Annotated in this window: 28 protein-coding genes; 17 read left to right on the top strand and 11 right to left on the bottom strand. The window is 44.9% G+C overall.

From position 1 onward, the window contains the following. The first annotated feature begins 39 nt into the window (after positions 1-39). A complete protein-coding gene (locus F8C67_RS07755) occupies positions 40-894 on the top strand; it encodes a M23 family metallopeptidase (RefSeq protein WP_151667266.1) in 855 nt (284 codons plus the stop codon). Here F8C67_RS07755 and rnhA read toward each other — a convergent pair. Both rnhA and purN read right to left on the bottom strand, forming a co-directional pair. Then, positions 891-1,361 carry a ribonuclease HI gene (gene rnhA / locus F8C67_RS07760; RefSeq protein WP_151667267.1) on the bottom strand — a complete coding sequence of 157 codons (471 nt, stop codon included), beginning with the start codon at positions 1,359-1,361 and terminating at the stop codon, positions 891-893. The genes F8C67_RS07755 and rnhA overlap by 4 nt on opposite strands. After that, the gene (gene purN / locus F8C67_RS07765) at positions 1,361-1,924 is read right to left on the bottom strand and encodes a phosphoribosylglycinamide formyltransferase (protein WP_151667268.1); all 564 of its coding nucleotides are present in this window, start codon (positions 1,922-1,924) and stop codon (positions 1,361-1,363) included. Before purN ends, rnhA begins: the two co-directional genes overlap by 1 nt. Positions 1,925-2,034: 110 nt before the next feature. Here purN and F8C67_RS07770 point away from each other — a divergent pair, with 110 nt between their 5' ends. The 6 genes from F8C67_RS07770 to F8C67_RS07795 are packed head-to-tail and all read left to right on the top strand — an operon-like array spanning position 2,035 to position 6,430. After that, positions 2,035-2,271, top strand: coding sequence for an acyl carrier protein (locus tag F8C67_RS07770; RefSeq protein ID WP_151667269.1), 237 nt, complete (start codon positions 2,035-2,037; stop codon positions 2,269-2,271). Positions 2,272-2,281: 10 nt separating this feature from the next. Then, the gene (gene fabF / locus F8C67_RS07775; RefSeq protein ID WP_151667270.1) at positions 2,282-3,535 is read left to right on the top strand and encodes a beta-ketoacyl-ACP synthase II; all 1,254 of its coding nucleotides are present in this window, start codon (positions 2,282-2,284) and stop codon (positions 3,533-3,535) included. Positions 3,536-3,541: 6 nt separating this feature from the next. After that, positions 3,542-4,285: a ribonuclease III gene (rnc, locus tag F8C67_RS07780; protein WP_151667271.1), complete on the top strand. Its 744-nt coding sequence runs from the start codon at positions 3,542-3,544 to the stop codon at positions 4,283-4,285. Further along, the gene (locus F8C67_RS07785) at positions 4,282-4,770 is read left to right on the top strand and encodes an IPExxxVDY family protein (protein ID WP_151667272.1); all 489 of its coding nucleotides are present in this window, start codon (positions 4,282-4,284) and stop codon (positions 4,768-4,770) included. Before rnc ends, F8C67_RS07785 begins: the two co-directional genes overlap by 4 nt. Next, a complete protein-coding gene (gene pyk, locus F8C67_RS07790) occupies positions 4,770-6,185 on the top strand; it encodes a pyruvate kinase (protein WP_151667273.1) in 1,416 nt (471 codons plus the stop codon). Before F8C67_RS07785 ends, pyk begins: the two co-directional genes overlap by 1 nt. 5 nt (positions 6,186-6,190) lie before the next feature. After that, the gene (locus F8C67_RS07795) at positions 6,191-6,430 is read left to right on the top strand and encodes a 4a-hydroxytetrahydrobiopterin dehydratase (protein WP_151667274.1); all 240 of its coding nucleotides are present in this window, start codon (positions 6,191-6,193) and stop codon (positions 6,428-6,430) included. 162 nt (positions 6,431-6,592) lie between these two features. Here the strand turns inward: F8C67_RS07795 and pheS are convergent, their stop codons facing one another. Further along, positions 6,593-7,612, bottom strand: coding sequence for a phenylalanine--tRNA ligase subunit alpha (gene pheS / locus F8C67_RS07800; protein ID WP_151667275.1), 1,020 nt, complete (start codon positions 7,610-7,612; stop codon positions 6,593-6,595). Between the two features lie 72 nt (positions 7,613-7,684). Here pheS and F8C67_RS07805 point away from each other — a divergent pair, with 72 nt between their 5' ends. Together F8C67_RS07805 and F8C67_RS07810 are read left to right on the top strand one after the other, a co-directional pair. After that, positions 7,685-8,053: a hypothetical protein gene (locus tag F8C67_RS07805; protein ID WP_151667276.1), complete on the top strand. Its 369-nt coding sequence runs from the start codon at positions 7,685-7,687 to the stop codon at positions 8,051-8,053. A 12-nt stretch (positions 8,054-8,065) separates the two neighbouring features. Beyond that, complete coding sequence (locus F8C67_RS07810; RefSeq protein ID WP_151667277.1) at positions 8,066-8,440, top strand: hypothetical protein; 375 nt, start codon at positions 8,066-8,068, stop codon at positions 8,438-8,440. Positions 8,441-8,444: 4 nt separating this feature from the next. Here F8C67_RS07810 and F8C67_RS07815 read toward each other — a convergent pair whose 3' ends face one another. Then, on the bottom strand, positions 8,445-8,792 hold the full coding sequence (locus F8C67_RS07815; RefSeq protein ID WP_151667364.1) for a hypothetical protein: 348 nt from the start codon (positions 8,790-8,792) through the stop codon (positions 8,445-8,447). Between the two features lie 36 nt (positions 8,793-8,828). Here F8C67_RS07815 and F8C67_RS07820 point away from each other — a divergent pair, with 36 nt between their 5' ends. Then, positions 8,829-9,359, top strand: a complete 531-nt coding sequence (locus F8C67_RS07820; protein WP_151667278.1) for a CvpA family protein — start codon at positions 8,829-8,831, stop codon at positions 9,357-9,359. Here the strand turns inward: F8C67_RS07820 and F8C67_RS07825 are convergent. Then, complete coding sequence (locus F8C67_RS07825; RefSeq protein ID WP_151667279.1) at positions 9,330-10,520, bottom strand: phosphoglycerate kinase; 1,191 nt, start codon at positions 10,518-10,520, stop codon at positions 9,330-9,332. The two genes, F8C67_RS07820 and F8C67_RS07825, sit on opposite strands and share 30 nt — an antisense overlap. A 78-nt stretch (positions 10,521-10,598) precedes the next feature. Here F8C67_RS07825 and F8C67_RS07830 point away from each other — a divergent pair, with 78 nt between their 5' ends. Beyond that, a complete protein-coding gene (locus tag F8C67_RS07830; protein WP_151667280.1) occupies positions 10,599-11,729 on the top strand; it encodes a DNA polymerase III subunit in 1,131 nt (376 codons plus the stop codon). Positions 11,730-11,822: 93 nt separating this feature from the next. Here the strand turns inward: F8C67_RS07830 and F8C67_RS07835 are convergent, their stop codons facing one another. From F8C67_RS07835 to F8C67_RS07850, 4 genes are read right to left on the bottom strand one after another with little or no spacing between them, the layout of a single operon-like run. Continuing rightward, complete coding sequence (locus tag F8C67_RS07835; protein ID WP_223277535.1) at positions 11,823-12,716, bottom strand: class I SAM-dependent methyltransferase; 894 nt, start codon at positions 12,714-12,716, stop codon at positions 11,823-11,825. 19 nt (positions 12,717-12,735) lie between these two features. Next, on the bottom strand, positions 12,736-14,604 hold the full coding sequence (gene mnmG, locus F8C67_RS07840) for a tRNA uridine-5-carboxymethylaminomethyl(34) synthesis enzyme MnmG (protein WP_151667366.1): 1,869 nt from the start codon (positions 14,602-14,604) through the stop codon (positions 12,736-12,738). A gap of 21 nt (positions 14,605-14,625) precedes the next feature. After that, positions 14,626-15,042, bottom strand: a complete 417-nt coding sequence (ybeY, locus tag F8C67_RS07845) for an rRNA maturation RNase YbeY (protein WP_151667281.1) — start codon at positions 15,040-15,042, stop codon at positions 14,626-14,628. Further along, positions 15,039-18,278 carry a DUF4175 family protein gene (locus F8C67_RS07850; RefSeq protein WP_151667282.1) on the bottom strand — a complete coding sequence of 1,080 codons (3,240 nt, stop codon included), beginning with the start codon at positions 18,276-18,278 and terminating at the stop codon, positions 15,039-15,041. Before F8C67_RS07850 ends, ybeY begins: the two co-directional genes overlap by 4 nt. Before the next feature lie 52 nt (positions 18,279-18,330). On the opposite strand from F8C67_RS07850, the gene F8C67_RS07855 reads away from it, so the two are divergent. From F8C67_RS07855 to F8C67_RS07865, 3 genes are read left to right on the top strand one after another with little or no spacing between them, the layout of a single operon-like run. Beyond that, positions 18,331-20,340, top strand: a complete 2,010-nt coding sequence (locus F8C67_RS07855; protein ID WP_151667283.1) for an ATP-binding protein — start codon at positions 18,331-18,333, stop codon at positions 20,338-20,340. Positions 20,341-20,343: 3 nt separating this feature from the next. Continuing rightward, entirely contained in the window at positions 20,344-20,967 is a 624-nt protein-coding gene (locus tag F8C67_RS07860) for a response regulator transcription factor (RefSeq protein ID WP_151667284.1), read from the top strand. After that, positions 20,964-21,803: a hypothetical protein gene (locus F8C67_RS07865; RefSeq protein WP_151667285.1), complete on the top strand. Its 840-nt coding sequence runs from the start codon at positions 20,964-20,966 to the stop codon at positions 21,801-21,803. Before F8C67_RS07860 ends, F8C67_RS07865 begins: the two co-directional genes overlap by 4 nt. On the opposite strand, the gene rpiB is transcribed toward F8C67_RS07865, so the two are convergent. Beyond that, a complete protein-coding gene (gene rpiB / locus F8C67_RS07870) occupies positions 21,800-22,228 on the bottom strand; it encodes a ribose 5-phosphate isomerase B (RefSeq protein WP_151667286.1) in 429 nt (142 codons plus the stop codon). The two genes, F8C67_RS07865 and rpiB, sit on opposite strands and share 4 nt — an antisense overlap. A 345-nt stretch (positions 22,229-22,573) precedes the next feature. Here rpiB and F8C67_RS07875 point away from each other — a divergent pair, with 345 nt between their 5' ends. From F8C67_RS07875 to F8C67_RS07885, 3 genes are read left to right on the top strand one after another with little or no spacing between them, the layout of a single operon-like run. Next, on the top strand, positions 22,574-24,178 hold the full coding sequence (locus F8C67_RS07875; RefSeq protein WP_151667287.1) for a toxin-antitoxin system YwqK family antitoxin: 1,605 nt from the start codon (positions 22,574-22,576) through the stop codon (positions 24,176-24,178). Further along, positions 24,120-24,722: an NUDIX domain-containing protein gene (locus F8C67_RS07880; protein WP_223277536.1), complete on the top strand. Its 603-nt coding sequence runs from the start codon at positions 24,120-24,122 to the stop codon at positions 24,720-24,722. The genes F8C67_RS07875 and F8C67_RS07880 overlap by 59 nt, the downstream gene beginning before the upstream one ends. After that, on the top strand, positions 24,712-25,755 hold the full coding sequence (locus tag F8C67_RS07885) for an NAD-dependent epimerase/dehydratase family protein (protein WP_223277537.1): 1,044 nt from the start codon (positions 24,712-24,714) through the stop codon (positions 25,753-25,755). The genes F8C67_RS07880 and F8C67_RS07885 overlap by 11 nt, the downstream gene beginning before the upstream one ends. Here the strand turns inward: F8C67_RS07885 and F8C67_RS07890 are convergent. Beyond that, entirely contained in the window at positions 25,752-26,735 is a 984-nt protein-coding gene (locus tag F8C67_RS07890; RefSeq protein ID WP_170266404.1) for a GSCFA domain-containing protein, read from the bottom strand. The two genes, F8C67_RS07885 and F8C67_RS07890, sit on opposite strands and share 4 nt — an antisense overlap. Between the last annotated feature and the right edge of the window lie 40 nt (positions 26,736-26,775).

Raw genomic sequence — 26,775 nt, forward strand, 5'->3', positions numbered from 1 at the left:
TTAGATATTTGCCTTTCCATCCCGCAAGGAAAGACCTGAATGAGTAAGGAAGAAAAGCGCAAAGCGCGGATTGAAAAATACCGAAACAAGTATCGTTTAGTGATTCTGAACGACGACACGTTCGAGGAAAAAGTTTCCTTGAAGTTGAGTCGTTTGAACGTGATACTCGTCTCTTCGGTTACCGCTGTCCTACTTATCATCCTCACGATTCTCCTCATTGCTTTTACTCCTTTGAGAGAATACATTCCTGGCTACGCCTCTACCGAAGTAAAGCTTCAAATTCACAAACAGCGGGTTCAAATTGATTCATTGACACAAGTCGTTGGTGTTTACGACCAGTATTACAACAACTTCATCCGAATTGCGAATGGTGATACCCTTGCAGGAACGGAACTGCCAGACACCAACGTGGCGGCTCACCCTTCGGAATTGGAAGCGGACATATCGCCGGCTGACTCGTCACTCAGAGAGTTAGTGGATGAAGAAGACCGATTCAACCTACGTGCTGGCGACGCTGATATCGCCACATTTACGTTCTACGCTCCGGTGAAAGGTTTGATCAGTGGAGAATTCGATCCGCAATCAGATCACCTGGCGGTTGATGTGGTCGCGCCGAAGAACACGGCCATCAAAGCGTGCTTGGACGGAGTCGTTGTGATTTCGGACTGGACGGTAGAAACGGGTCATGTAATCATTGTTCAACACAGCGATAACCTGATATCCGTTTACAAGCACAATTCTGCCTTGCTAAAAGCGCAGGGAGATGTGGTTCAAAGTGGTGAAGCCATTGCCATTATCGGAAACTCGGGAGAGCAAAGTACTGGTCCGCACTTGCACTTCGAGTTGTGGCACAATGGAATTCCGGTGAATCCAGTCAATTACATTTCCTTCTAGAAAAGGCCTTTCTCTTGGGCCTCAAACCCTTGATCGATGGCTGTCGGCGAGGCAAGTGCGGCATCCGTAGCCAGCTTGTCGCACCGTTCGTTCCATTTGTGGTTGTTGTGTCCTTTTACCCATTGAAACCTGACGTTCTGCTGGCGTAAAAGTGGCAGCATTCTTCTCCATAGGTCAGGATTCTTCACTTTCGCAAAACCTTTACGTTCCCAATTTTGCAACCAGCCTTTGGTGACAGCATCTACGACATACTTGGAGTCGGAGACTACTTGAACATCCAGGCCCGTTTTTTTGAGTGCTTCAAGCCCGACGATTACGGCGAGGAGCTCCATTCGGTTGTTGGTCGTTCTTCGGTAGCCCTTCGATATCTCCTTCATTTTATTTCCGGAGATAAGCACTACGCCAAATCCGCCTGGGCCTGGGTTGCCTCGCGAGGAACCGTCGGTATAAATGTATACTGGGAGCATTAAGAAAGGAGCTTTTCGATCACTTCTGGGTAGTGCTTGTGTTCGAGCACCTGCACTTTTTTCTGAACCTCTTCGGGTGAATCAGAAGGGCTCACTTGCACACTAGCCTGGAAGATTGGAGCACCTTCATCGTAGTGTTCGGTCACATAATGAATGGTGATTCCCGATTCTGAATCTCCGGATTCAACGACTGCCTTGTGCACATTCATACCGTACATGCCTTTGCCTCCGTGTTTGGGAAGTAGGGCGGGGTGAATATTGATGATTCTGTTTGGAAAAGCTTTCACCCAAGACTCGGGAATGAGTTTTAGGTATCCGGCGAGAACGATCAGATCTGGGTTTAGATCTACGAGCATTCCGAGGACAGAGCCGTTTTTTACGGCGGATGGACTGAACTGAACGGTGGGGAGTCCGAGACGTTTTCCGCGTTCGAGGACCCCGGCGAGGGGATTATTTGTGAAGAATGCAGAAACTTCTACATCTTTTGAATTTTTAAAATAATCTACAATCTGTTCGGCGTTAGAGCCTGAACCAGAGGCGAAAATGACTATCTTACGTGACATAATTACTGAGTAAAATGCGCCGCAAAGATAGCTTTGCCCTTCGGCTTATTGGCTGAATTGGGATTTTATCCTTTCTTTGCAGGCTGAATAAATCCTAAACTCTCACAACCATGTCAGACATTGCAGCAAGAGTGAAAGCAATCATCGTAGACAAGTTGGGCGTCGACGAGAACGAAGTAACAACTGAAGCGTCTTTCACTAATGATTTGGGTGCAGATTCACTCGATACCGTGGAATTGATCATGGAATTCGAAAAAGAATTTGACATTCAAATCCCTGATGACCAGGCGGAAAACATTGCCACGGTAGGACAAGCTGTCGCTTACATCGAAGAAGCAAAATCGTAAATCACTTCCTATGGAGCTGAAACGAGTTGTAGTCACTGGAATTGGTGCATTGACACCAATCGGGAACACCGCAGGTGAATTTTGGAAAAACTTGGTAGCTGGCACTCCTGGTGCTGCACCGATTACTCTTTTTGACCCTGAAAAGTTTAAGACTCGTTTTGCTTGTGAAGTGAAGAACTTCGTGGCAACGGACTTCATCGATCGCAAAGAAGCGCGAAAGATGGACCGTTTTTCTCATTTTGGGCTGGTGGTCGCTGATGAAGCGATCGCCGACGCCCGACTTGAGGATGGGAGTATCGATCACGACCGCGTAGGTGTGATTTGGGGTTCTGGAATTGGTGGATTAGACACTTTCCTCCAGGAGTCTAAAAGCTACGCAGCCGGCGATGGCACCCCTCGCTTTAATCCGTTCTTCATTCCGAAAATGATTGCCGATATCACCGGTGGTCATATTTCGATGAAGTACAATTTCCGCGGCCCGAACTTCACGACTGTATCTGCTTGTGCATCGGCCACCAATGCGTTGATTGACGCCTACACATACATTCGCCTAGGAAAGGCGGATGTGATTGTAGCCGGTGGTTCAGAAGCTGCCGTTACCGAAGCTGGTATCGGTGGATTCAACGCCATGCACGCACTTTCAACCAGAAACGACGATCCTCAAACCGCGTCACGTCCATTCGACAAAGACCGCGACGGATTCGTCATGGGTGAAGGTGGAGCAGCTATTGTTCTCGAAGAATACGAGCACGCGGTTAAACGCGGAGCCACGATTTATGCTGAATTCGCTGGTGGCGGCCTATCTGCCGATGCACACCATCTTACCGCTCCACATCCAGAAGGTCTAGGAGCAAAGAATGTGATGCGTTACGCACTCGATGATGCCAACATGAAGGCAGATGAACTCGACTATGTAAACGTTCACGGAACCTCTACTCCTCTTGGAGATATTGCGGAAACACTCGCAATCAAAGAAGTTTTCGGTGAGCATGCTTACAAGTTGAACATCAGCTCAACAAAGTCCATGACGGGCCACCTTCTCGGTGCCGCAGGGGCCGTTGAAGCCATCGCAAGCATCCTCGCCGTGCGCGACGGAATTGTTCCTCCTACGATCAACCACTTTACGGACGATCCTGGGCTGGACAATGACCTCAACTTCACTTTTGAAAAGGCTCAAAAACGTGAGGTTCGAGCAGCGCTGAGCAACACATTTGGTTTTGGTGGACACAATGCGTCAGTGATCTTCAAGAAATTTGAAGGCTAAACGCGCATGAGCGGTTTTCTAAATCGCCTTCTTCCCAAATCAAGGAAAGCTCGTCCGAAAAAGGACGAATTCTACCATCGTATTGCACAACTTACTGGAGTAGAACCGAAAGATATTTCGTTGTACAAGTTGGCCATGCGCCATAGTTCCGCTTCAAAGCGGTCCGACGGCTCCACTTGGTCCAACAACGAACGTCTGGAGTTTCTTGGTGACGCTATCCTGGGAGCCGTGGTTGCAAAGTGGCTTTACGAGCTCTATCCAGCCGAGAATGAAGGCTTTCTAACGAGTATGCGAGCTAAAGTTGTGAGTCGAAAGAACCTCAACAAACTCGCGAGCCAACTCAATTTGGCCCCGCTTGTTGTGAGTCGATTGGACGCAAAAAAGCCGGCAAGATCTCTTTTGGGGGATGTGCTCGAAGCCCTGATAGGAGCGGTATATCTCGACAAAGGCATGGAGGCAGCTGAGCGGTTTATCGAAACGAAAATCATTCTCGATAAATCCGAATTCGACAACCTCAAAGACCAAGTCGTAAGCCACAAAAGCGCATTCATTGAACACGCCCAAGCGCAAAGAATTCATCATGAATTCAAACTAGAGGAACGTTGGGGTAAAAACCATAGCCTTAACTTTAGGGTTGGATTATATCTCGAGGGAAAGAAGATATCAGAGGGCGTCGGCACGAGTAAAAAACGAGCCGAAGAAAGCGCCGCCAAGGAGGCCTGTCAAGAACTGCAGATTATAAAGAAATGAAACCCGGAAAGGTGTTCACATTAGAGGATGAAGATTTCGAGAGCAACGCTCCTTCCCTCTATTGGACAATTTCCGCTTCTATTTCCGATCATAAGCTCGCTTACCGCATCAATCAGACGCTACAGTTCAACCTTGGTCGGGCAAAACACGATCACGTTTCTACAAGCAAGGGTATCCACTTTGTGCATACCACCTATTCTTGGCAAGACTTCAACCTGGATATCGACTGGTTTCTACTCGCGAACAAAGGCGTACACTTACAGGTTGAGAACACGCTGTTCCCTCAAACCTTGCAGACAACCATACTGCCGGCTAGTAAGAAGATTGATTATATTCTGATGGTTCAAGACGAGCTGTCGAAAGATGAAATAAAGGCTATTTCAGCCGCTTTAAAGAGCATTCCAGGTGTTCTTCGGGCGACAGAGTATATGCCAGCTGAAAACGAGCGAAAATCGCTCGAAATAGAACTTGAAAACACCTATTGATGAACAGAGCCAAAATTGTTGCTACACTCGGTCCAGCCTCGGCTAAGAAGGACACCATGCTCGCCATGGTCCACGCCGGTGTCAACGTGTTCCGAATCAATTTCTCCCACGGAGATCACGCAACTCATCGCAAAACGATTCAACTGATTCGTGAGCTCAATGAAGAATACGATTTAAACATCGCTACACTTGCCGATTTACAAGGCCCTAAACTGCGCATTGGCGAAGTTGAAGAAGGAGCCATTGTAAACGTGGGCGACACTGTAACCTTTACGACGAAAGAAACGAAGGGAACAGCCCAAAAAGTGTTCATGACCTACGAGCAATTCCCTCAGGATGTGCAAGTTGGTGAGCGAATTCTACTTGACGACGGCAAGTTGTTGATGACTGTTAGCAAAACTAACGGCGTTGACGAAGTTCAGGCGCAGGTAGTGCAAGGTGGTCCGCTTAAAAGTAAAAAAGGGGTAAACCTTCCAAACACGAAGATTTCCCTTCCGTGCCTTACAGAAAAAGACCTTGCCGACCTCAAGGTGGCTCTAGATGAGAACGTTGAGTGGATAGGGTTAAGCTTTGTGCGTAACGCAGAAGACGTAACCGAACTCAAAAGGCTCATCCAAAAATCTGGAAAGACTGCTTTTGTAATCAGTAAGATTGAAAAGCCAGAAGCAGTGATGGACATCGACCGCATTCTAGAGGAAACGGACGGCGTAATGGTGGCTCGTGGTGATCTAGGTGTCGAAGTTCCTATGCAATCTGTGCCGTTGATTCAAAAAATGATTGTTGAAAAGGCACTCATGCACAGTAAGCCCGTGATTATCGCCACTCAAATGATGGAGTCGATGATCGAAAACATGTCTCCAACGAGAGCCGAGGTGAACGATGTGGCGAACTCGGTACTTGACGGAGCCGATGCAGTGATGCTTAGTGGTGAAACTTCCGTGGGTAAACACCCTGTGGCGGTAGTTGAGGCGATGAGTCGCATTATTTCGCATGTTGAAGAAACAGCGGAAATTACTGCACCTGAGCATCCTCCGGTTGAGAGAAACGGCCGCTTCATTACGGATAGCATTTGTTACCACGCTTCCAAAGTCGCTGACAGCGTGAGCGCTAGCTCGATCATGACCATGACTTTCAGTGGGTATACTGCCTTCAAGATCAGTTCCCACCGCCCTAAATCAAATGTTTTTGTGTTTACGGCTAACCGCTCGATTCTCAATACTTTAAGTCTCATCTGGGGTGTGCACGGATTCTTCTACGACAAAATGGAGAGTACGGACAACACCTTCCATGAGATTAAAGAGCTCATTCGTCAGAAGAAATTGATGAAAAAGGGTGAATTAATGGTGAAAATTGCCTCCATGCCAATTGAGGAACACGGATTCACCAACATGTTGAAGATTGCAGAAATGGACTAAATGCCATGTCGCACTTCCTTAAAGTAAAAGATCAACTAGTGGCCGAATTTGAGTTCAATGAATTCAATTCGGCCATTCGTTTTGTCAACCAGATCGCCGAGTTGGCAGAGCGTGAGCATCACCACCCAGACATAGACATTCGCTACACCAAAGTGACGGTAAAATTATCGACGCATGACGCTGGTAATGTGGCGACCGAAAAGGACTATTCTCTAGCGGAAAAAATTGAAACGCTCTTTTCGTGATTTCTGCTGAGGCCTGTTTTCCGATATTTGTTTCAGCTTGATTTTCTGCGAATTAGTTTAAATTCTGTCAGAAGCGTTTTCTGCTGAGTGTTGTTTTCACGCAAACAAAAAAGAGCCGCAATCTGCGACTCTCTCGTGTGTTTTTGACCTTCTGGTTTTCTCCTAAATCACTCCCTTGAACTGGTTCAGGAAACGCATGTCATTTTCGAAAAGCATGCGGATATCTGGGATGCCAAATCGTTGCAACGTGATTCGCTCGATACCTAATCCGAAGGCATATCCAGAATACACTTTAGGGTCGATATTCGATGCCTCGAGTACGGCAGGATCAACCATTCCGCAACCCATAACTTCGAGCCAACCGGTTCCCTTTGTCATTCGATAGTCGGTTTCAGTTTCCAATCCCCACCAAATATCCATTTCGGCGCTTGGCTCTGTAAAAGGGAAATAACTTGGACGAAGTCGAATTTTCGTTTCCGCTCCGAAAAACTCTCTAGCGAAGTAGAGCAATGTTTGCTTCAAGTCAGCGAATGAAACATTCTTGTCGATGTAAAGACCTTCGATTTGATGGAAGATACAGTGTGATCGGGCTGAAATTGCCTCGTTTCTGAATACTCTACCTGGCGCGATGATTCGAATTGGCGGCTCGTTTCCTTCCATTTCTCTTACTTGAACGGAAGACGTGTGCGTTCTCAAAGCCCAATCTGGGTCAGTGTGCACGAAAAACGTATCCTGCATGTCACGAGCCGGATGCTCCTCAGGGAAGTTCAAGGCAGAGAAGTTGTGCCAATCGTCTTCAATTTCAGGTCCTTCGCTTACGCTGAACCCGATTCGCTTGAATATGTCTACAATCTCGTTGCGTACGGTTGTAACTGGGTGCTGTGATCCTGTAAATACGTGGTCACCCGTTTTTGTTAAATCGTTTTCTGAATGTAGAGGCTTGGACTGCTCTAGCTCTGACTTAAAACGCAATACAGCTTGCTCTGCAGCGTTTTTAAGTTGATTTACGACCCTACCGTATTCTTTCTTTTCTTCGTTTGGAACAGACTTGAAAGCGGCGAAAAGATCATTTAGAACACCCTTTTTACCTAAATACTTGAGTCTGAAGGCCTCTAATTCATCCGCGTTTGACGGCTGAAAGTCGGCGACAACTCTAAGATGTTCGGCGATTGCTTTATTCATGATTGTGGTATAGGGTGTGCTTGTTATATTTGTGGTGCGTCGAAGTGCGCAATATTACTGAATTTCACACTGATGAGAAAGCTTCTACTAGGACTCTTTGTTGCCTCTACCCTCCTGTTTATCACGGGATGTAACGAAGCAACACCCATCGAAGACGGCCGTGCAACGTTGTATGTTTACAGCGAAGATGGTCGTGCCATACAAAACGCTCTCGTCGTTTTTCGTTCGCCTGTTGACGTTCCAAATGGACTTGAAGTTTATAAATACACGGAGATTGATGGTAGCGCCTTCGTAAAATGGTCATACGATGTATTTGCAGACGTGGAGGTATCAAAAGCTGGTCTTCGCAGCTGTACCGCCATCCAAATTGAACCAGGTAAGACTACTGAAAAGGATTTAATCCTATTGCCAACAGATCATCCAGCCAACGGCTGTCCATAACTGACGCAACACATGCAAAAGCTTATTTATTCAGCGCTAACCGCACTAGCATTCGTAGGGATTATGTCGTGTACAGCCGACGACCCCACTTACCCGTTCCGCGTAAAGGTTGTGGGTGAAGACGGCACGCCTATTCAAAATGCTACTGTTGTTGCACGCGTACCGCTTCCAAACACCAACATTCGATACGAGGGTGTTACCGGCGTTGCTGGCACACGTTCTTTTGAGCACGACGGTGGCGAAGTTGTTCTGCAGGTTCAAGTGACAAAAGGAGAAAATCCTATCGTTGGGGCAGGCTGTGGCTTCATCAAGCTCGAGCCAGATCAAATGGTGACAACGACTATTGTAATGACGAACTACGACCCAGACGATCCGGGTTGTCAATAAGCAACTATTCGAGGAATCCCGATTCTTCGAAATAGTGAATAATAGCCTCCTTCATTAAGCGCGACTGATGTCCAGGCTTTAAATGAGGGAGGTTTTCTATTTTCCGATAGTGCGGCCAGCCGTCCTCATCAAATGCTTCGAACTCATAATAACCATACGGTTCTAAGAGTTTGCAAATAGCGATGTGCATGATGTTGACTTTCTCGTCCTTCTTAAATTTGCGATAACCTTGCCCAAGTTCCTGAACACCAATAAGAAAGATGATTCCATCAATGTCAATGTCCTCCCCTTGAGAGAACTTTTCAGAAATTGTGGAGACAGTTTTCTCCCATTTTTCACTCATTCCATCCATCGTGGAGTACTTTCGCAATTAGACGGCTAAAATACCATGAACACAACGGATATCGTACTACTTATTCCCGTTCTCTTCGGATTTATTCGCGGACTTTGGTCTGGATTGATCCAAGAGGTAGCTGGAATTGTGGGGGTTATTGTGGGTGTGATACTTGGCTACATGTTCAATGAACAAGTTGTTTCGTTCCTTCAATCCGAGTTTGAAATGAGCAACGAAGCGGCGAACATCACAGGGTTTGCGATTCTTTTCTTGGGAGGATTCCTCGCAGTATTGCTGCTTGCTAAGATGCTTACCAAAGGCGTTTCGATGGCAGCTCTAGGAGGAGTGAACCGAGTACTAGGTGGTGTCTTTGCCGCATTTAAGTATGCGGTTTTTACGGCTATTTTACTGAGTGTGTTCGACCGTGTAAACGACTCGATTCAAATAGTAGAAAAAGAAAAACTCGCCGAAAGTATCGTGTATCGTACTTACGGCGAGTTTAGTTCTATTCTATGGGATTACGTTCCTGAAGAGGAAGACGATTTTGATTTCGAATCAATCCAAAATCGCCTGGATCCCCGGTAGTGTTTTTCCCTCGAGGTATTCCAACATCGCGCCTCCACCGGTGCTCACATAGCTCACCTTATCGGCAAGACCAAATTGTTTCACTGCTGCTACAGAATCTCCCCCGCCCACTAGCGAGAATGAGCCGTTTGAAGTAGCTGAGGCGATTGCGTTTCCTACTTGTTTCGTGCCTGCACTAAAGGCTTCAAACTCAAAAACACCCAATGGGCCGTTCCAGAGTATTGTCTTACTTGCCGCAATTACTTTCGAATAGTTCGCGATCGTTTCTGGGCCTGCATCCAACCCCATCCAGCCGTCGGCAATGGAATCGGCTGCCGTTATTTCGGTATTCGCATCTGCAGAAAATGCGTCTGCATTTACAGAATCTACGGGTAAATGAAACTCTACATTGTTTTCTGACGCCTTTGAGAGGAGTTCATTGGCAAGGTCGAGCTTATCCTCTTCCACGAGCGAATTCCCAACCTTACCACCTTGTGCTTTGAGGAAGGTATAAGCCATTCCTCCACCAATAATGAGGTGATCTACGCGCTTCATGAGATTTGTAATGATATCTATCTTGCTACTCACCTTAGCACCCCCTACAATGGCTGTAACGGGCTTATCGTCGCTTTTAAGGACCTTATCCACATTGACGATCTCGTTGGCCATTACGTAGCCAAAAGCCTTCTTGTCGGCAAAGAATTGTGCAATTACGGCTGTGCTAGCATGGGCGCGGTGTGCGGTTCCAAATGCATCGTTGATGTAGAAATCACCGTGAACGGATAGCTTCTTCGCAAAATCAACGTCTCCAGCCTCTTCTCCTGCATGGAATCTCAAGTTCTCAAGTAACAAAACTTCTCCTGGCTGTAATTTGCTGGATAAGTCCTCCGCTTCACCTCCAACACAATCAACCGCAAATTTTACATCTACACCAATGGCTTTCGACAAATCCGCTACGATGTGCGAAAGAGAGAAGTCTGGATTAACCTGACCTTTCGGGCGCCCGAGGTGAGACATCAAAACAACAGATCCACCGTCGTTCAAAATCTTCTTGATGGTAGGAATAGTCGCCTGTATGCGCGTATCGTCCGTGATTTCGAATGAATCGTTCAGAGGCACATTAAAGTCTACACGTATGAGTGTCTTTACTCCTTTAAATGAGAAATCGTCGATCGTTTTCATGCTGGAAAATTGAATTCATAGCAAAAGTAAGTTCTTCCTTTCAACCTACCTCATTCTCAAGATTTTTACCTTCGCCTCATGCTGTTTTCATCTATACCCGGACAATCAAAGTTGGCTGAAAAGCTGAAGTCCAATATTCGCAATAAGAAGGTCCCTCATGCACAACTCTTCGTTGGAGCGGAGGGCAGTTGTGCTTTAGCTATGGCAATCGCTTATGCTCAATACGCGCTTTGCAAGAATCCGGGAGAAGAAGCCTGTGGCGTTTGTCCGGCTTGTAAACAGGCAGAAAACATGCAGCATCCGGATATTCACTTTGCCTTTCCCGTAGCAAAGACAAAAGACTCTTCGGACAAACCGGTGAGTGAGGAGTTTTTGGCACAGTGGCGTTCGCTATTGGAGGTAAACCCATTTCCTCTGTACATCGAGTGGCTTTCGCATATTGGAGTGGAGAACAAACAGGCTCAACTGTCTGTATATCAGGCAAATAAGATTAGTTCAGCCCTTCAATTGAAGAGTTATTCTGGAGGTCTAAAGGTGTTAATCCTCTGGATGCCGGAGAAGTTGAATACGGCAGCGGCGAACAAGCTGCTGAAACTCATTGAGGAGCCGGAGGGACAAACCGCGATTCTGATGGTGACCCATCATGAAGAGAATGTCCTTGGAACCATTCGCTCTCGTTGTCAGGCTGTAAATGTACCACCTGTAGAACGCGATGAGCTTATTCAATTCATTGATAATCAATCAAATAGCAACACTCCATCGGCTGTAGTAGCAAGTTTGTCGCAGGGAGAACCAGGACAAGCGCTTCACATTTTGAAGGATCCACAGTGGATTCAGGAGGATGTGGAGAGGTTTACGCAGTGGGTGCGGGTTAGTTTCCAAAGAAAGGTTGCAGGGATGCTGGAATGGTCAGAATCAGCAGCTGGACTTGGACGTGAACGCCTAAAGAGCTTTTTGCATTTTGCCCTTGACGGATTTGAGCAGGCGTTAACATTCAACTACGGTGCACATCAAACAAATCCATTTGAAGTCAGCGGTTCTGATTTCAAGTTTGACAAGTTTGCGCCCTTTGTACATGCTCAAAATATCATCTCGATACAAGAGGACATCAACCGAGCCATCTATGAGATTGAGCGAAATCTCAATCCAAAAATCGTGTTATTGGACCTCACTTTTCAGGTTGCGAAGTCGTTGAATGTAAAGCCTTGAAAATCAGTAGTTTAAAAAAACAGCGTATAATTCAATATCTCCTTCCGGGAGGGGTGTTGGTCCAGAGAGCGGTGAAAACGGCTTAAAACGGCTCTAAACCGCCTTTTTCAACACATAAACCAGGCTGCTCATGTTCTTTGAGCTTCTTCCCGCTAAATTGGAGCGTAATCCGGTCAGAAACGCTTGAATTGGACGCATGGATCCATTCTTGTATTTCTCGCTCAGGAGAGACACATAGAAGGAGTCGAAAGACATATTCTTAATCTCTACGATCTCGAAACCATTCTTTGCGGCAAGGTTATTCATGCTCGATTTAGAAAAATGCCAGAGGTGAATGGGCACATCCCATGCGGCCCATTGCGGCCCATAATGTTTGGCGTCCAAACTTTCGTGGTTGGGAACTGCGATCAACAAGGCGCCATTCTCCTTCAAAATCGTATGAAACTTTTGAAGGTGTTCATTTAAGTTTGGAAGATGTTCTAATACATGCCACATAGAAATCGCATCAAACTGCGCTGGGCTATCAGACACTTCATCAAACGAACTTAAGGGCTCTATGCCGTGTTCAGTTTTGGCATTTGCACGTGCCACTTCGCTCACTTCAACGCCTGTTATATTCCAGCCGTTCGTTTTACACTCGTTCAAAAAGTGTCCGGTTCCGCAACCCATATCGAGAAGATCGCCTTTACTCGCGTGTTGCTCTACCCATTTCCTTTTATCGCGCACAGCTTTATTTCGTACAATTTGATACGCTCTACTGAACAACGACTTCTTGGTGTTGCTGTGTGAGATATAATCTTCGCTCTCGTAGTATCGGCCCAACTGATCATCTGCCGGGCGGGGAGATGTTGCTAGGAATCCACAACTATCACATTTCACAATCGTGAAGTCCTCTTGACTCACCATATGATCATTAACGACGCTGTGTTTTGAAAACGAAGTGCCCTCACAAACGGGGCACTTTTGAATAGAAACTGTATGTTCCACGTGAAACGAAATTGTGTTTTTACCTCCCCATGTGTACCAACAAAACGCTGATATCAGCAGGGGAAACTCCACTAATGCGTGAAGCTTGCGATACTGTTGCAGGGCGAATATCGGATAATTTTGTGCGCGCCTCCATACTCAGACTAGTAATATCCTTGTAGGCGAAATTACTTGGAATTCTGATGTTCTCAAGTCGACGCATCTTGTCTACGTTATCTTGTTCCTTCTGAATATAGCCGCTGTATTTGTAATCGATTTCAACTTGCTCCACCACTTCTGGATCAAGCGAGTCAACATCAACCACCGCTTTAACCACATCCAAATTCAACAAGTGTGTCAGTTGTATTTCAGGTCGACTAATGAAAGAATCGACTTTATTCTTTTGTTTGGCCGGAGCTGAATTCAATGATTCGAGAAGCGGGTTGATGTCCGACGTCTCAATGCTGATATCATTCAGTTGCTTTTTCAGCATTGCTATCCCCTCCTCTTTTTCAACTACACGTTGTAGTCTAGCATCGGAAGCTAGCCCCCAAGCGTGACCTAATCTTGTGAGACGCAAATCGGCATTGTCTTGTCGAAGCAAGAGTCTGAACTCCGCTCTACTGGTAAACATCCGGTACGGCTCCTCTGTGCCTTTCGTGATAAGGTCATCTATCAACACGCCGATATAAGCTTGAGAGCGATCGAGTATAACTTCCCCTTCCCCATGGACCTTCCGGTGAGCATTTATACCCGCCATGAGGCCTTGAGAAGCCGCTTCTTCATAACCTGTTGTTCCGTTGATTTGACCCGCGAAATACAGGCCATCAACTAACTTGGTCTCTAACGTATGCTTGAGTTGGGTAGGTGGGAAATAATCATATTCGATGGCATACCCAGGACGAAAGAATCGCACATTCTCAAAACCTGGAACCTTACGCAACGCCTCCACCTGCACCTCTTCAGGTAGAGAAGTGCTGAAGCCGTTGATATAATACTCTACCGAATTCCAATTCTCCGGTTCTACGAACAGCTGATGGCGGTCCTTATCGGCAAAGCGGTCTATCTTGTCCTCAATACTCGGACAATAACGCGGACCCTTCGACTGAATAGCACCGTTGAACATGGGGCTTCTATCAAAACCCGATCTCAGAGTTTCATGTACTTCTGGACTTGTATAGGCAATCCAGCAGCTTCTCTGCTCTGTGATTTTGTGTTCATTCAAGTATGAAAAATTACCTGGAGCTTCATCTCCTTCTTGCTCTTCAAACTTGGAGAAGTCCAACGACCTGCCATCTACACGAGGAGGTGTTCCCGTCTTCATTCTACCACTATCAAAACCTAAAGAAACAAGTTGTTCGGTAATACCTTTAGCTGCACGTTCACCAGCTCTACCCCCACCGAAATTCTTCTCTCCAATATGAATGAGTCCATTGAGAAAAGTCCCATTAGTTAGAACAACAGACTTCGCACGGATAGAGATGCCCATACCCGTAATGACGCCTACAAGCTTATCCCCTTCCATCCACAATCCTGTGACCATGTCCTGGAAGAAATCTAAGGTAGGAATACGCTCAAGTGCAAGCCGCCATTCTTCGGCAAATCGCCAACGGTCTGACTGCACTCTTGGACTCCACATCGCGGGACCCTTACTTCTATTTAGCATTCGAAACTGAATGGCCGTCTTGTCAGCAATCACACCACTCAGTCCTCCTAATGCATCAATCTCACGTACTATCTGTCCCTTGGCAACACCACCCATAGCGGGGTTGCAAGACATCTGTCCGATGGTCTGCAGGTTCATTGTCACCAACAACACACGACTACCCATATTAGCTGCAGCTGCGGCCGCCTCATTTCCGGCGTGACCACCACCCACAACTATAACATCATATTCATCTCTCGTCATCATAGTGTTCCACGTGAAACTTTAAGGGCGCAAAAGTAAATATTTATCTTCTAACTTCCTCATTATCAACTTCTCCGAATCTGTAGAATCATTATAGCCGCACAAATGCAACAAACCATGTATCAGGACACGGTCTCTCTCATCTAACACGCTCTTGTCCAGTTGTTTAGCGTTGTCGAATATGCGATCATAACTCACAATGATATCGGCCAATACTCTATCATTCACAACCTCGCCGAAGGTGATGATGTCTGTATAGTAATCATGATCTAGGAGACGTTTGTTTTCCGTTCGCATTACTTCATCCGAAACAAAGCGGTATGCTACACGCCTCACGCGCAAACCCTCTTCCTTCAAGGATACGGTGAGCCATTCGGGAACATAGTCTAACGACTCCTCCCAAACACTAGGAACATCATGAAAATGGAATTTACTCATCGTCCGCGAAGGTACGAAGAGCTTCTGGCTCGATAGTACGGAGTGAGTAACGGAGCTTCAAACCTAAGCTCTTCTTTGCGCGATTGATTCTTACGGATGAACTCTTCCATATACTCATCGCGTAACTCTTGGTATCTATCTCCTGTAGTGGAACGACGCTGTTCGTCTTGTTCTTGCTGACGCTCCGCCTCTTCTAACTCCAGCATTTTAACCTCGATCTCTTTCTGCCTTTCCCAGAATTCTGAATCAAAATTCCTTCGAGCCAAGTCTCTTTCATTCTCCTTTAAAAGCTCATCTAAATCTCCATTGTTCCCCGTGGAACCACTTTGCTTTAGCATGTCACGAATCTCAGATTGGCGACGCATCATGTCAACGATTTCCTGACTCATCCGGCCATTCTCTCCTTGTCCACCTTCACCAGAATTTTGCTGTCTCGACTCTTGTCCTTCTCCCTCGCCACTGCCCTTCTGCTGACCCATTTCCTTCATGGCTTCATTCAGCTCTTGCTGTCTGCGACGCATGTTAGAAGAACTAGGTTGTCCTTGTCCGGGTCTCTCGCATGTCTGGTCACTTTGCATCATGCCAGCCATTTGTTGTTGCATTTGATCCATAGCACCATCAAGCATAACGGCAAGCTCATTCAAGCTTAACATAGATTCTCGCATATCTGCTCCGGCCATTTGCATTTGGCGCTCACTCATCTTCTCGTTGGCCTGTTCCATCTCTGACTTAGCCATCACCAACCATTCTGTCACCACAGCATCCAGCTGTGGAATTCGCGTAATCAACGCCGACAAACTATCATCTACTACTTGATATCCCTTTCGTAAATCCTGTTGTCTTTTCATCCAATCAACCACAACCGCATCACTTGCATTGTCCTCATTTGATTCTTGTAAAAGCACTTCTTGATCCTCTGACAGATGAATCAAATTGGTAAGTATTCTACGTAGATTTTCAAGGTTCTCTACATGCATTTCCATTTGCATACTCATGATAGACTTGGACATCTGCTCCATCATCTCTTGCATGCTTTGGGAAGACTGCTGCTGCTTATCATTCGCTTTTTGAGGTTCACCTTGCTCTAACTGTTCCGAACTTTCTTGCATGGATTCCTCTGTCTCCTCACCTTTTTCCTTAGGAGATTCGAAGCCATTTGGTCGCTTTAATTCCTGATCCTCCTTTTCTAAATCTTCGAGGTCTTGCATCAACTGTTCGAACTCTTCATTCAACTGTTCTTGCTCCTCTTGTGTATCGTCCTCCCTATTCGCAAGTTCTTCCTGTCGTTGCTGAAGATCCTCTAAATCTTCAAGTGCTTGATTGAGGTTCTGTTCAAAGTTCAATCGTTTCATCAACTCTTCGATACGTTCAGCATCCAACTCCATTCTTTCATTCTGCTGCTCAACTCTACGCATCCAATCGCGCAACTTGTCGTCATTCATTTCTTCACCTTCCCGCTCCATTTCTCTTAGAAGTTCGTCGAGCTTATCGGTGTTCATAGAATCGAGGAGACGTTGAAGTTCTTCTCGTTTTTGAGCTAGCTCGGAATCCTCTGGATTCTGAAGCATTCGCTCTTCATTCTGTTGTTCGAAGGAGCGTTTCATCTCCTCCCATTGATTCATCAACTCCTGCTGTTGATTCTGCATTTGCTGACGCATCTGATTGCGTTTCCATTCACTGGTTCCTTCAATCATTCTCTGTTGTAAGTCTTCCCTCTGTTCTCTAGCCCGCTCTTGATTCTCCCTAAATTTCTCTAAGTTTTCAACTCGTTCGCGATCTCTATTCTGCATCTCCTCTCTTCGCTCGCTTTCCGTTGGAAGGCCGATGTCATACGGACCAAGGACCGTCTTCTTTCCCCCTCGAATGGCATCATTGTCAATGACCTCAATGCTGAATCTAGACCATTGCTTATCTACCACAATGGCCTTGCTAAAGTTGGATGGCCGACCTTCCACCACAACGGTCGAAGCTTCCGATCCTTCTGTTTCAAACTTTAATTGGACACGAGCAACACCATAATCATCCGATGCATTTCCTCTTACGAAGAGCATTCCAGTAACTGAATCTACATTCCAAGATGCTGTTGCTGTAGGACGTTTATCTGAAAGCACATTCAAGGCATATTGTCCACTTCTAAACGTGGTACCAACTTCATTCTCGCCGAGTACTCGATACTTTGAATCGCGATAAATCTTCTGGTTGTAAATGAAGTCATCGCCAGTCTTACTAGAACTTTGGATTGTATCATCGAACTGGAGCATGACAGCATCGGCATATGCCCAATTCATTTTCCATATCACATTGGATCCTTCCGGGATGAGGGCATCGCCTGAACCTGTAAGTTCGAAAGGTGAAATACGCGTATAGCTTGGGGGAATAACAGAAATATCAAAACTCAACAAAGACGGAACATCAAGAACCACGATTTCCCTGACGTCACTTATAAAATCCATCGCTTCGAATTGGATCTTTTCCGAATTCGTAACTCGGTTAATGGTCCATAGGAAGTTGCCGTTTTCGAGTTTGCGCATTGGCAACCTTTCATTGTCGATGTAAACATGTGCTGCTGATGGAATCTTCTCCCCTTTAAAGCTCAGCTCTATATCAAGTTTACTTCCTCGTTCTACCGTCCATTGAGATTTCGATACAAATTCAAAAGGTGCTTTTGGTGTATACGCTGTTGAGTAATTGAAGAACCGTGAGCTTCCCTCTTGAAGCGATTGTGCGTCAAAGGCTGCATAAGTGAAAATAAGCACCGTGGGAATTCCGGCAATCCAGGCGGCCTTTACAAGTTGTGCTCTATTGATTGATTGAAATAGATTCTCTCCACTAAGCTGAGCGGTGCGTTGAACCACAAGATTCTGCAGATACTCCGACGGAATTGACTTATCTCCTTCTAATTCAAGAATATTGATAATCTTATCCTCTACACCAGGACTAGCCTTTCCCATTCTGACGGCTATCTGTCTGTCGCTTAACGCTTTAAATCCAATCAATAAGGATAGTGAAGGACGGACTACCACACTCCAAAAGAAATAGAGCAGTACTCCTAGCCAGATGAAGAATAAAACGGTCTTGATGGTGCTATTCAGATAGAGAAAGTATTCGCCCACAGCTAGAATACTTGAGCTAATCAATAGCACGGCAATGAAGAGTAAAACTCCCCTATACACCTCTAGTCTATGATACTTCTTTCTGTAAAGCTCAATCTGCTCTCGTAAGCTAATTCCCACCATCTTTGTGCTTTAATCTCGTATATTTCCGAGCAATACCAAGTTACATTCATTTGTGCAGACTCGCGCAACACATTTTACGAGCCTGTTATTTATCGCTTTATGGCTGACTTTCAGTTATTCTGCGATAGGTCAGACCATCAGTTCAAACTATCTCGAGGAGAATAAATTTCTAGATTCTCTCATTTCAGCCGGAGATTATGAAGCGGCAATTGAACATACGCTGACTACACCACCTGATAACTTCCAGTGCAAAATACTCTATGTCTTACAGCGCAATCGCGCCTATTTGCGTCAACATGATTCGCATGACGAAGTTCAGCGCGAGTGCTTAGAAGCTCACAAGTTACTTCAAGCTAAAGACGACAGCCTTTACAAATACATGGATGCACGGATATTGGAACTGCTCGGGCATTTTCATTATCAACGTTCCAACTTGTTTATTGGTTTGACCTACCTAGATTCTGCCGCGATTGTATATCAAGATATCGGTGCACATGATAGATCTATTTACAATCTGAACATGATTGGAACGATCTATTATCTAAACGATGAAAAGGCAAAATCCATACGATACTACAAGCAGGCACTTCATCTGTTTGAAAAATTTCCAACAGATTCGAGCTACTACTTCGAAGTGCTTAACGACTTGGGCAATTTATACTTGAGTCTCGAGCAACTGGATAAAGCCGAAGCGTACTACAGAAGTATCTATGAGAATTCGAGCATAAGCAGATACCCTAAGATCTTAGCAAACACATTTGCAAACCTTGGCAATGTCTCCCAACGAAAGGAGATGAACACTGAAGCCATCTTCTATTATCGAAAGGCTCAGGAACAGTTTGAAGCAAATGGAGACAGTTCAAAGCTCGGCCTTATCTATCACAATATGGGTGCGCTCATGGAAGATAGTTCTGCCAATCGAGCGATGGAATTCTACCTTCAATCGCTTGAAATTAAGAGAGAGGAGGAGGATACAGAAGGAATTATAAATACACTGTTCTCCATCGCTCGACTTGAATACATCAATGGCAACTACGCGAATGCTGAAAAGAATGCATTTGAAGCGTTGGAGCTGACCAAAGCCACAACTCAACTTGCGCAAAAAGCAGATCTCTATAAACTGATTGGCCTCTTAGAATCGAAAAAAAGAAATTGGCAATCCGCCTACGATTACAATCTGAAATACCAGGAAATATCGGACAGCATTCGGCTCATTGCTGACCAGGAGAATATTTACCGGTTAGAACAGATTTACGATTTAGAAAGGCAACAGGAAATCATCGACAACTTCGAAGAATCCAGTGAAGCAAACAAGGCCCGCCTTCGGAAGAGTAAGGTGATAAATTACGCATTGGGAGGCGCTTCCGTCCTACTTATCATCGTACTTGTATTGTTGATGCAAAACTTTCAACAAATTCAAAAAACGAAGAATACGCTATACAAGAAGAACTTGGAAGTAACAGCAGCCGAAGCGTTGGTGAACGGACAAGAACAGGAGCGACAAAGACTTGCGCATCAGCTTCATGACAAAGTGGGAAACCACATTACGGTTTTGAAGAATCACATCATTGCGAAGGGAACGAATGATGATGAGCTTTTGCGCATTGTTCAAGAAATGTCGGCTGAAGTGCGAAACATATCCCAAGATTTGATGCCTCCGGTTTTGGAGCGATTTGGTCTTGCAGATGCATTAGAGGAATTGTGTTCTCGGTATAGAGATCAGACTGAAGCAACAATCGATTTGAATATTGATCAATCGGAAATGATTCCAATGAACAATGACGATCAGATCAATCTCTACAGGCTTGTTCAGGAAATCATCCAGGTATCGCTATTTCAATATCGAGCGAATTACTTGTTGATTGAAATGCGTTGGAATGAAGATGGCATTTGGGTTGCTATAGAAGATAATGGTACGCGAAGAGTTCGTACTGGAGATGATGAACTTGTCATTCATCCATGGAAGGGAATTGAACACAGAGTACAATTCCTAAAAGGAGAGTTTAAAAGAAGTAGCCACAACCAAGGCAACGAATACAAAGTATACATACCACGACCTTAAGTTATGAGACCTGGCATTATTCTATTAGATGATCATCCGCTCATCCTGCGAAGCATGAAAGCTATTGTAGAGATGGATGGTGCGTTTGAAATTCTGGCCACTTGTTCTTCTTCTGAAGAGCTATTTAAGACGATAGAAACAAAGTCTCCCGAGATTATCGTGCTCGATATCAGTTTACCTGACGTAGATGGCTTTGACATTTTCGCCAAGCTGCGCACTTTTCATCCCCATATTAAAACCATCATTTATACGATGCATCGTGTTCGCAGGTATATGGAACACTTTCATCAAAATGGAGCGGATGGATATGTCCTTAAATCAGGTGAGTTAGGTGAGCTCGTGGATGCACTCAAACTCGTGCACAAGGGCGAGCGCTACTTTCCAGAAAGCGTCACCGGAATGAAGGTTAAGGATGATGATTATGAGGATAATCAGATTCAATTGACGGATACTGAAAGAATTACACTGAAGGCGTTAAATGCTAACCGATCGAACAAGGAAATTGCGGAACGCTTAGATATCAGCATCAATGAAGTGATTGACATTCGAAAGAGTTTGCTTTTTAAGTCGAATGCAGTGAGCACTCGTGAACTACTGGAATACGCAAAGAACAAAAAGTGGATATGAGAATTCTGGCGTTTCTATCCATTCTACTTTTCGCCGCTTGTGGTGTGAAATACACGGAATCCACCTTCCTCTCAGAAGAAGAACAAATGGGTTATGAATGCGTAATTCTCACACCTAAAAAACCTGTTGGAACCTTTTTATATCTATCAGATAGCAGCGAATTTCAGTCCTATCCAACGGCTCTACAAAAGGAGATGATCAAGGATGGATATCGCGTGGTAATCCCTACACGTTGGGGAAACAACGGACGCTCACGAGCGAAGTTTGATACGTACAACAACAGACTCAACGGCGTTACAAACAGTTTGACTCAAATAGCTAGTGAGATTGATACGCTTGGAAACCTCATCGTATTCGCGGATGGATTTTACGCTCCTATCGCAATACGTACAGCGAGAGACTACCGTGCAAGTCAGCTTTGGATGGTCGAACCCCTTTCTAATCCTCTGTATTCCATTGTTATTTCTCAGGTGAATAGCTCGGCAGACACATCAAGTATTAGTGAGCTTTGGGGATTGAGCAGTGACGTTGAATTTCAAGAACTTTCGGCTTCGATGGATCTTGATAATCGTGTACCCGAGCGGTTTTTTGGTCCACACTACTCCGCATTCATTCGAAGTTATTGGACCTTAGATGTTGTGAATACCGCGATGTACAATGTGGATAGCAGTACTCGAATTATGACGGCTTTTCATTCCGACTATACGTTTCATTCCTCCGAGAATGAGACCTACTGGGTAGAAAATGAAAAAGCGGAAGTTTTGCAACTCCCGCTCGAAGTCGATACGGTTCCGTATCGTTTATCTGTAGTTGAAAGTGTATTCCTAGAGAATTAGCAAGGAATCTTACCTACGCGTCTATCGTGACGACCACCTTCAAACTTCTCATTTAAAAACGTATCCACACACTCTAAGGCTAGATTTTGATCGATGAATCTGGCAGGTAGTGCGAGGACATTAGCATCGTTATGTTGACGTGCAAGAGCTGCTAGTTCGGTATTCCAGCATAGCGCAGAACGAATTCCTGCATGCTTATTAACCGTCATATTAATTCCATTTCCACTTCCGCAGATCACAATACCGAAATCGGCTTTACCTTCTTCAACATCGTTTGCTACGGGGTGACCAAAATCAGGATAATCAACACTGTCGTCATTATCTGTACCGTGATTTGTAACGGTATGACCTTCAGCCTCTAGCTTTTTGATGATGGCATTCTTGTAATCCGTTCCGGCGTGATCGTTACCAATGGAAATGTTCATGATTCAAAATTTTTACAAAGGTCTGAAAATCCTACCAGTTGAAAACCGATGTCGTTATCAACATACGCTGTGTATATGTGTTAGTAACTGTGGAAAAGAGAACGAAAACTTTTCCTTGACTTTTCAAAGAAAAAACGTCAAATGGTGAACTCGATTCACAAATGCAAGAGTTGGGAACGTGTAGTTTTGAGGAATTCATCAACCATCTCTTTGAGGTTATTCACCGTAATTAAGAGTGAAAGATTTCAAAGTTCCCCTTAACTTCACGTTATTCACAAATGTGGATACAGAATTATAGTTGACTGATAATCAAACCAAGAATACAGAACTACACGTTCATAAGCTGTGAATAAACTCAGATCACTTACAAATACAAGCCTTGATTCCGAAAGTTATACCGGGAATCAACAGCCTATTATCATTAGTATATTCTCTTTTATAAAAGCATATATATTAATACTACTATGGGTTGTTAACATTCCAGCTTACGGACAAGAGACCGACAGTTCAGAGTTTGTTCAATACACGTATCCAAACGGACAAGTATCCAGCGAAGGATATTTAGAAGATGGTCAGCCCGAAGGTTATTGGAAAGCATATTATCCTTCTGGTATTCTCAAATCCGAAGGCAACAGAGTAAATCACTTTTTGGATGGGCCTTGGAAATTTTACAATGAGGAAGGTCAGCTCGAAACAGTGATCCGCTATACAGATGGACAAAAGAACGGCATTCGAGAAACCTGGCGCGATTCGGTTTTAGTGGCTGAAGAGCCCTATGTGAACAACAAGCAGCAAGGGCTTTCAAAGTATTTCTATCCGGATGGAAAAATAAAAAAGTGGATACCCTTTGAAAGAGGTCGTGAACAGGGCCGCGGATTTGAATTTGATGAAGACGGAAAGGTCATAGCCTTACTCACCTACAAATCCGGAGTACTCACACAAAATCAAGAAATCAACAGAACGAACCGCTTAGGCCTTAAAAGGGGTGTATGGATGGAATTCCACAGGAATATGAACATACGCGTTGAGGGGACCTATAAAGACGATTTAAAGCACGGTTTCTGGAAGTACTACCAACCCAACGGCAATTTAATTCGGGTTGAGCGATGGATCATGGGTGTTCTTCAGGAGGAAGATCAAGAAACAGCAAAGGTTGAAATACGCAGAGAGATTCATGAATCTACCGGTGCACTTAAATCGAAAGGTGCTTATCAGAACGGTTTAAAAGAGGGCGTTCACCAACAATTTGATGAAGATGGAAATCCCATCGGTGCTCAGCTTTACCATGAAGATATTCTACTCGCTGAAGGAATGTATGACGAGCGTGGGCGAAAGCAGGGCGAATGGAAATTCTATTATCCTGATGGCACGCTAAAAGCCATTGGCGATTATGTAGATGATTATAAGAACAATCAATGGAAATACTACTTCCAAGACAGCACGCTTGAACAAGTAGGCCGATATATTTTGGATGCTCCAGATGGCGAATGGAACTGGTATTTCAATGGTGGAGAATTGAGAAAACGTCAGATGTTCGTTGATGGACTTGCCAGCGGAGAATTCATAGAGTACAATGATTCTAATGAAGTCATTGCAGAAGGTCAGTTTATCGATGGACTCCGCACAGGTATTTGGAAATACTATGTACACAACGTGTTAGAAACGGGTGAGTTTGTTCAGGATGCTCGAGAAGGTAGGTGGACGATCACATGGACGGACATTGATCAACTTCGAGAAGAAGGCAGTTGGTCAAATGGACTCAAAGAAGGAACACACGTAATGTATTACCCGAATGGGAATATTAGAAGAAGGGGTCGTTTTGTAGGTGGACAAAAGGATGGAACGTGGGAGTACTTTGCGGAAAACGGAGCTCGAATCGTTACCGTGACCTATGAAATGGGAGAAGAAGTTGAATACAACGGACGAGACCTTGGCGATGGAAGAAGATAATGCCCAATGGAAGCGACTTTCACGTCATGAGGCATATGACAACCCTTGGATAACTGTACATCACGATGAAGTGGTCAATCCTAACGGAGGTCATGGAATTTATGGGAATGTTCATTTCAAGAACTTAGCTATTGGAATAATTCCGGTAGATGAAAATGGATGGACCTGGCTTGTAGGTCAGCATCGTTACCCCTTAGATTATTACAGTTGGGAAATTCCCGAAGGAGGAGGATTATTAGAAAGGGATCCCCTTGATTCAGCAAAAAGAGAACTACGTGAGGAAGTTGGGTTGAATGCTGAACACTGGAAGAAAATCATCGAATTTGAAACGAGTAACAGCGTGACTGACGAGCGCGCCATCATATACGTCGCAGAAGGGCTTTCTAATGTTGGTCAGGATTTAGACGAGACTGAGAAACTAGACATAATGCACCTTCCGTTGGAAGATGCGATTGGCATGGTCGATAACGGTGAGATTACAGACAGTTTATCTGTGGTTGGGTTGATGTGGATGGCAAGAAAATATGGGAAACATGGAGAATAAGCTGACGGTTGCTGTTACGGGAGCGAGTGGATATATAGCCTCTTGGGTGGTAAAGAAACTGCTAGATCACGGTCATGTTGTACATGGTACTGTTAGAGATACCGAGAATGAGGATAAGGTTGGCCACTTGAAGAAACAGGGGGTTTCACATGATGGCAGATTGAGACTATTCAAAGCCGATTTACTTGAAGGAGGTTTCGAAGAGGCTTTTGAAGGATGCGATGTGGTTGTGCACATGGCTTCTCCTTTTCTGATCGGAAAAGTATCGGATCCAGAAAATCAATTGCTGCGTCCAGCGCTGGAAGGAACAGAGCGTGTTTTGAATGCGGTGAATGCCTCGGCATCCGTTAAGCATGTTGTGCTTACCAGCAGTGTTGTATCTATTTTCAATGATGCAATTGAAGCGGCGGAATTGCCGGATAACACCTTTACTGCTGAGCATTGGAATCAAACATCTTCACTTGATTATCAGCCCTACAATTACTCGAAGATGATGGCTGAAAAGAAGGCTTGGGAACTTTGTGAAAATCAGGATAGGTGGAAGATGACCGTAGTGAATCCGGCCTTTGTATTAGGACCGTCGTTATCAAAGCGAAGTGATGGTGCAAGCATCGATTTTATGAGTCAGATGTTGCGAGGCGATTTCAAAATGGGCGCTCCCCTTCTCTACTATGGCATTGTGGATGTTCGCGATGTGGCTGAAACTCATGTTCACGCCATTGAGCGAGAGCACCCTTCTGGAAGGTACATCAGCGTCAATGAAGTTCAGTCGTTGTTGGAGATGGCTAACACAATTCAGAGCGTTACGGAGAATGTTGAATACCCACTTCCAACGAAAAAATTACCGACGTTCCTCCTCTATATTTTCGGGCCGCTTCGCGGCTTTTCTTGGAACTTCATCAAGAAAAACGTGGGACACAAAATTCAGTTTGACAACGCTCCAGCTCGAAATAAATTGGGCGTGAGATTCCGATCCATAGAAGAGACGTATCGCGATATGGTCTTGCAAATGGACCGTGACAACATCATTTAGGACATTCGAATAAGCTCATTCCACCTGAGTTTTTCTTCTCTCCAATCGGCATCAGGCCAGCGTTGAATCCAAGCTTCAAACTTTTTCTCTAAACTCTTAAGGTGCCCGTCGAAAGCTGGTCCACTTGTTTGACGCGGGCGATGGTATAGAGCCTTTCTAAAGCCATCAAACGACTCTAGCGTGTTGGTTGTGTTGGAATCAAAGAAAGTCCCTTGAAAGTGCTCCCACACGTATTCAATAGCTTGTTGCGACGGATGGGTGAGGCTATGATCGTAGAAACGATAATCACGGAGATCATCTAGAATGAGTTCATAGCTTGGATAGTAGTGAACGAACTCGAACTCATCATTCAGAAGATGAGCTACTTCGAGCAGTCTGGCTTTGCTTCTGTTGTTTTCCATCAGTCCAGATCGCAAGTGACGTACGGGACTAACCGTAATAAGGAAAACATGATTGGGATGTGATTCCTGCCAATTGGAAATTGTGGCAGAGAGTGCTTTGTGCATTTCGTCTATGGAAAGCAGACGGAAATCAAATTCACGTTCTGGAATTTGGTGACAGTTGTTGACGACTTTCCCTTCTTTAAACCAAGCCCAAGCTGTTCCTAAACTCAGGATGGTCCACCGGTACTTTCCCACTTTATTTTGTGCTGATTCCAACCGATTGGAAATAAGGTCGATTGCTCCTTTGGAGGTTGGGGAAGCAAAGGAACCGTGGTGATCGAAGCTTATCCAAGAATCACGGTACTTCTCTAGATCGACTACATCGTACACTCGCTTTCGATGGATGGCGGTCAGTTGATCTGCTATGCTCAGCGGATTATAGGTAGTTCCGAAGGGATTTACCTGTACTGGAAACTTGTAATCGCGAAGCTTTTCGAGAATATGATTGGCAAAACACGACCCAATGGACAGAATGGGATGGTCGTGTTTTATGGACACAGAAAAGGGAGAGGGGGATAGTTCGGTTCGAAATTTCACGAAGTAAAGATAGAGAATGGGAGGGTGAAAGAGTAGACAC

The organism is Phaeocystidibacter luteus (assembly GCF_008933115.1).
Lineage (GTDB): Bacteria > Bacteroidota > Bacteroidia > Flavobacteriales > Schleiferiaceae > Phaeocystidibacter > Phaeocystidibacter luteus.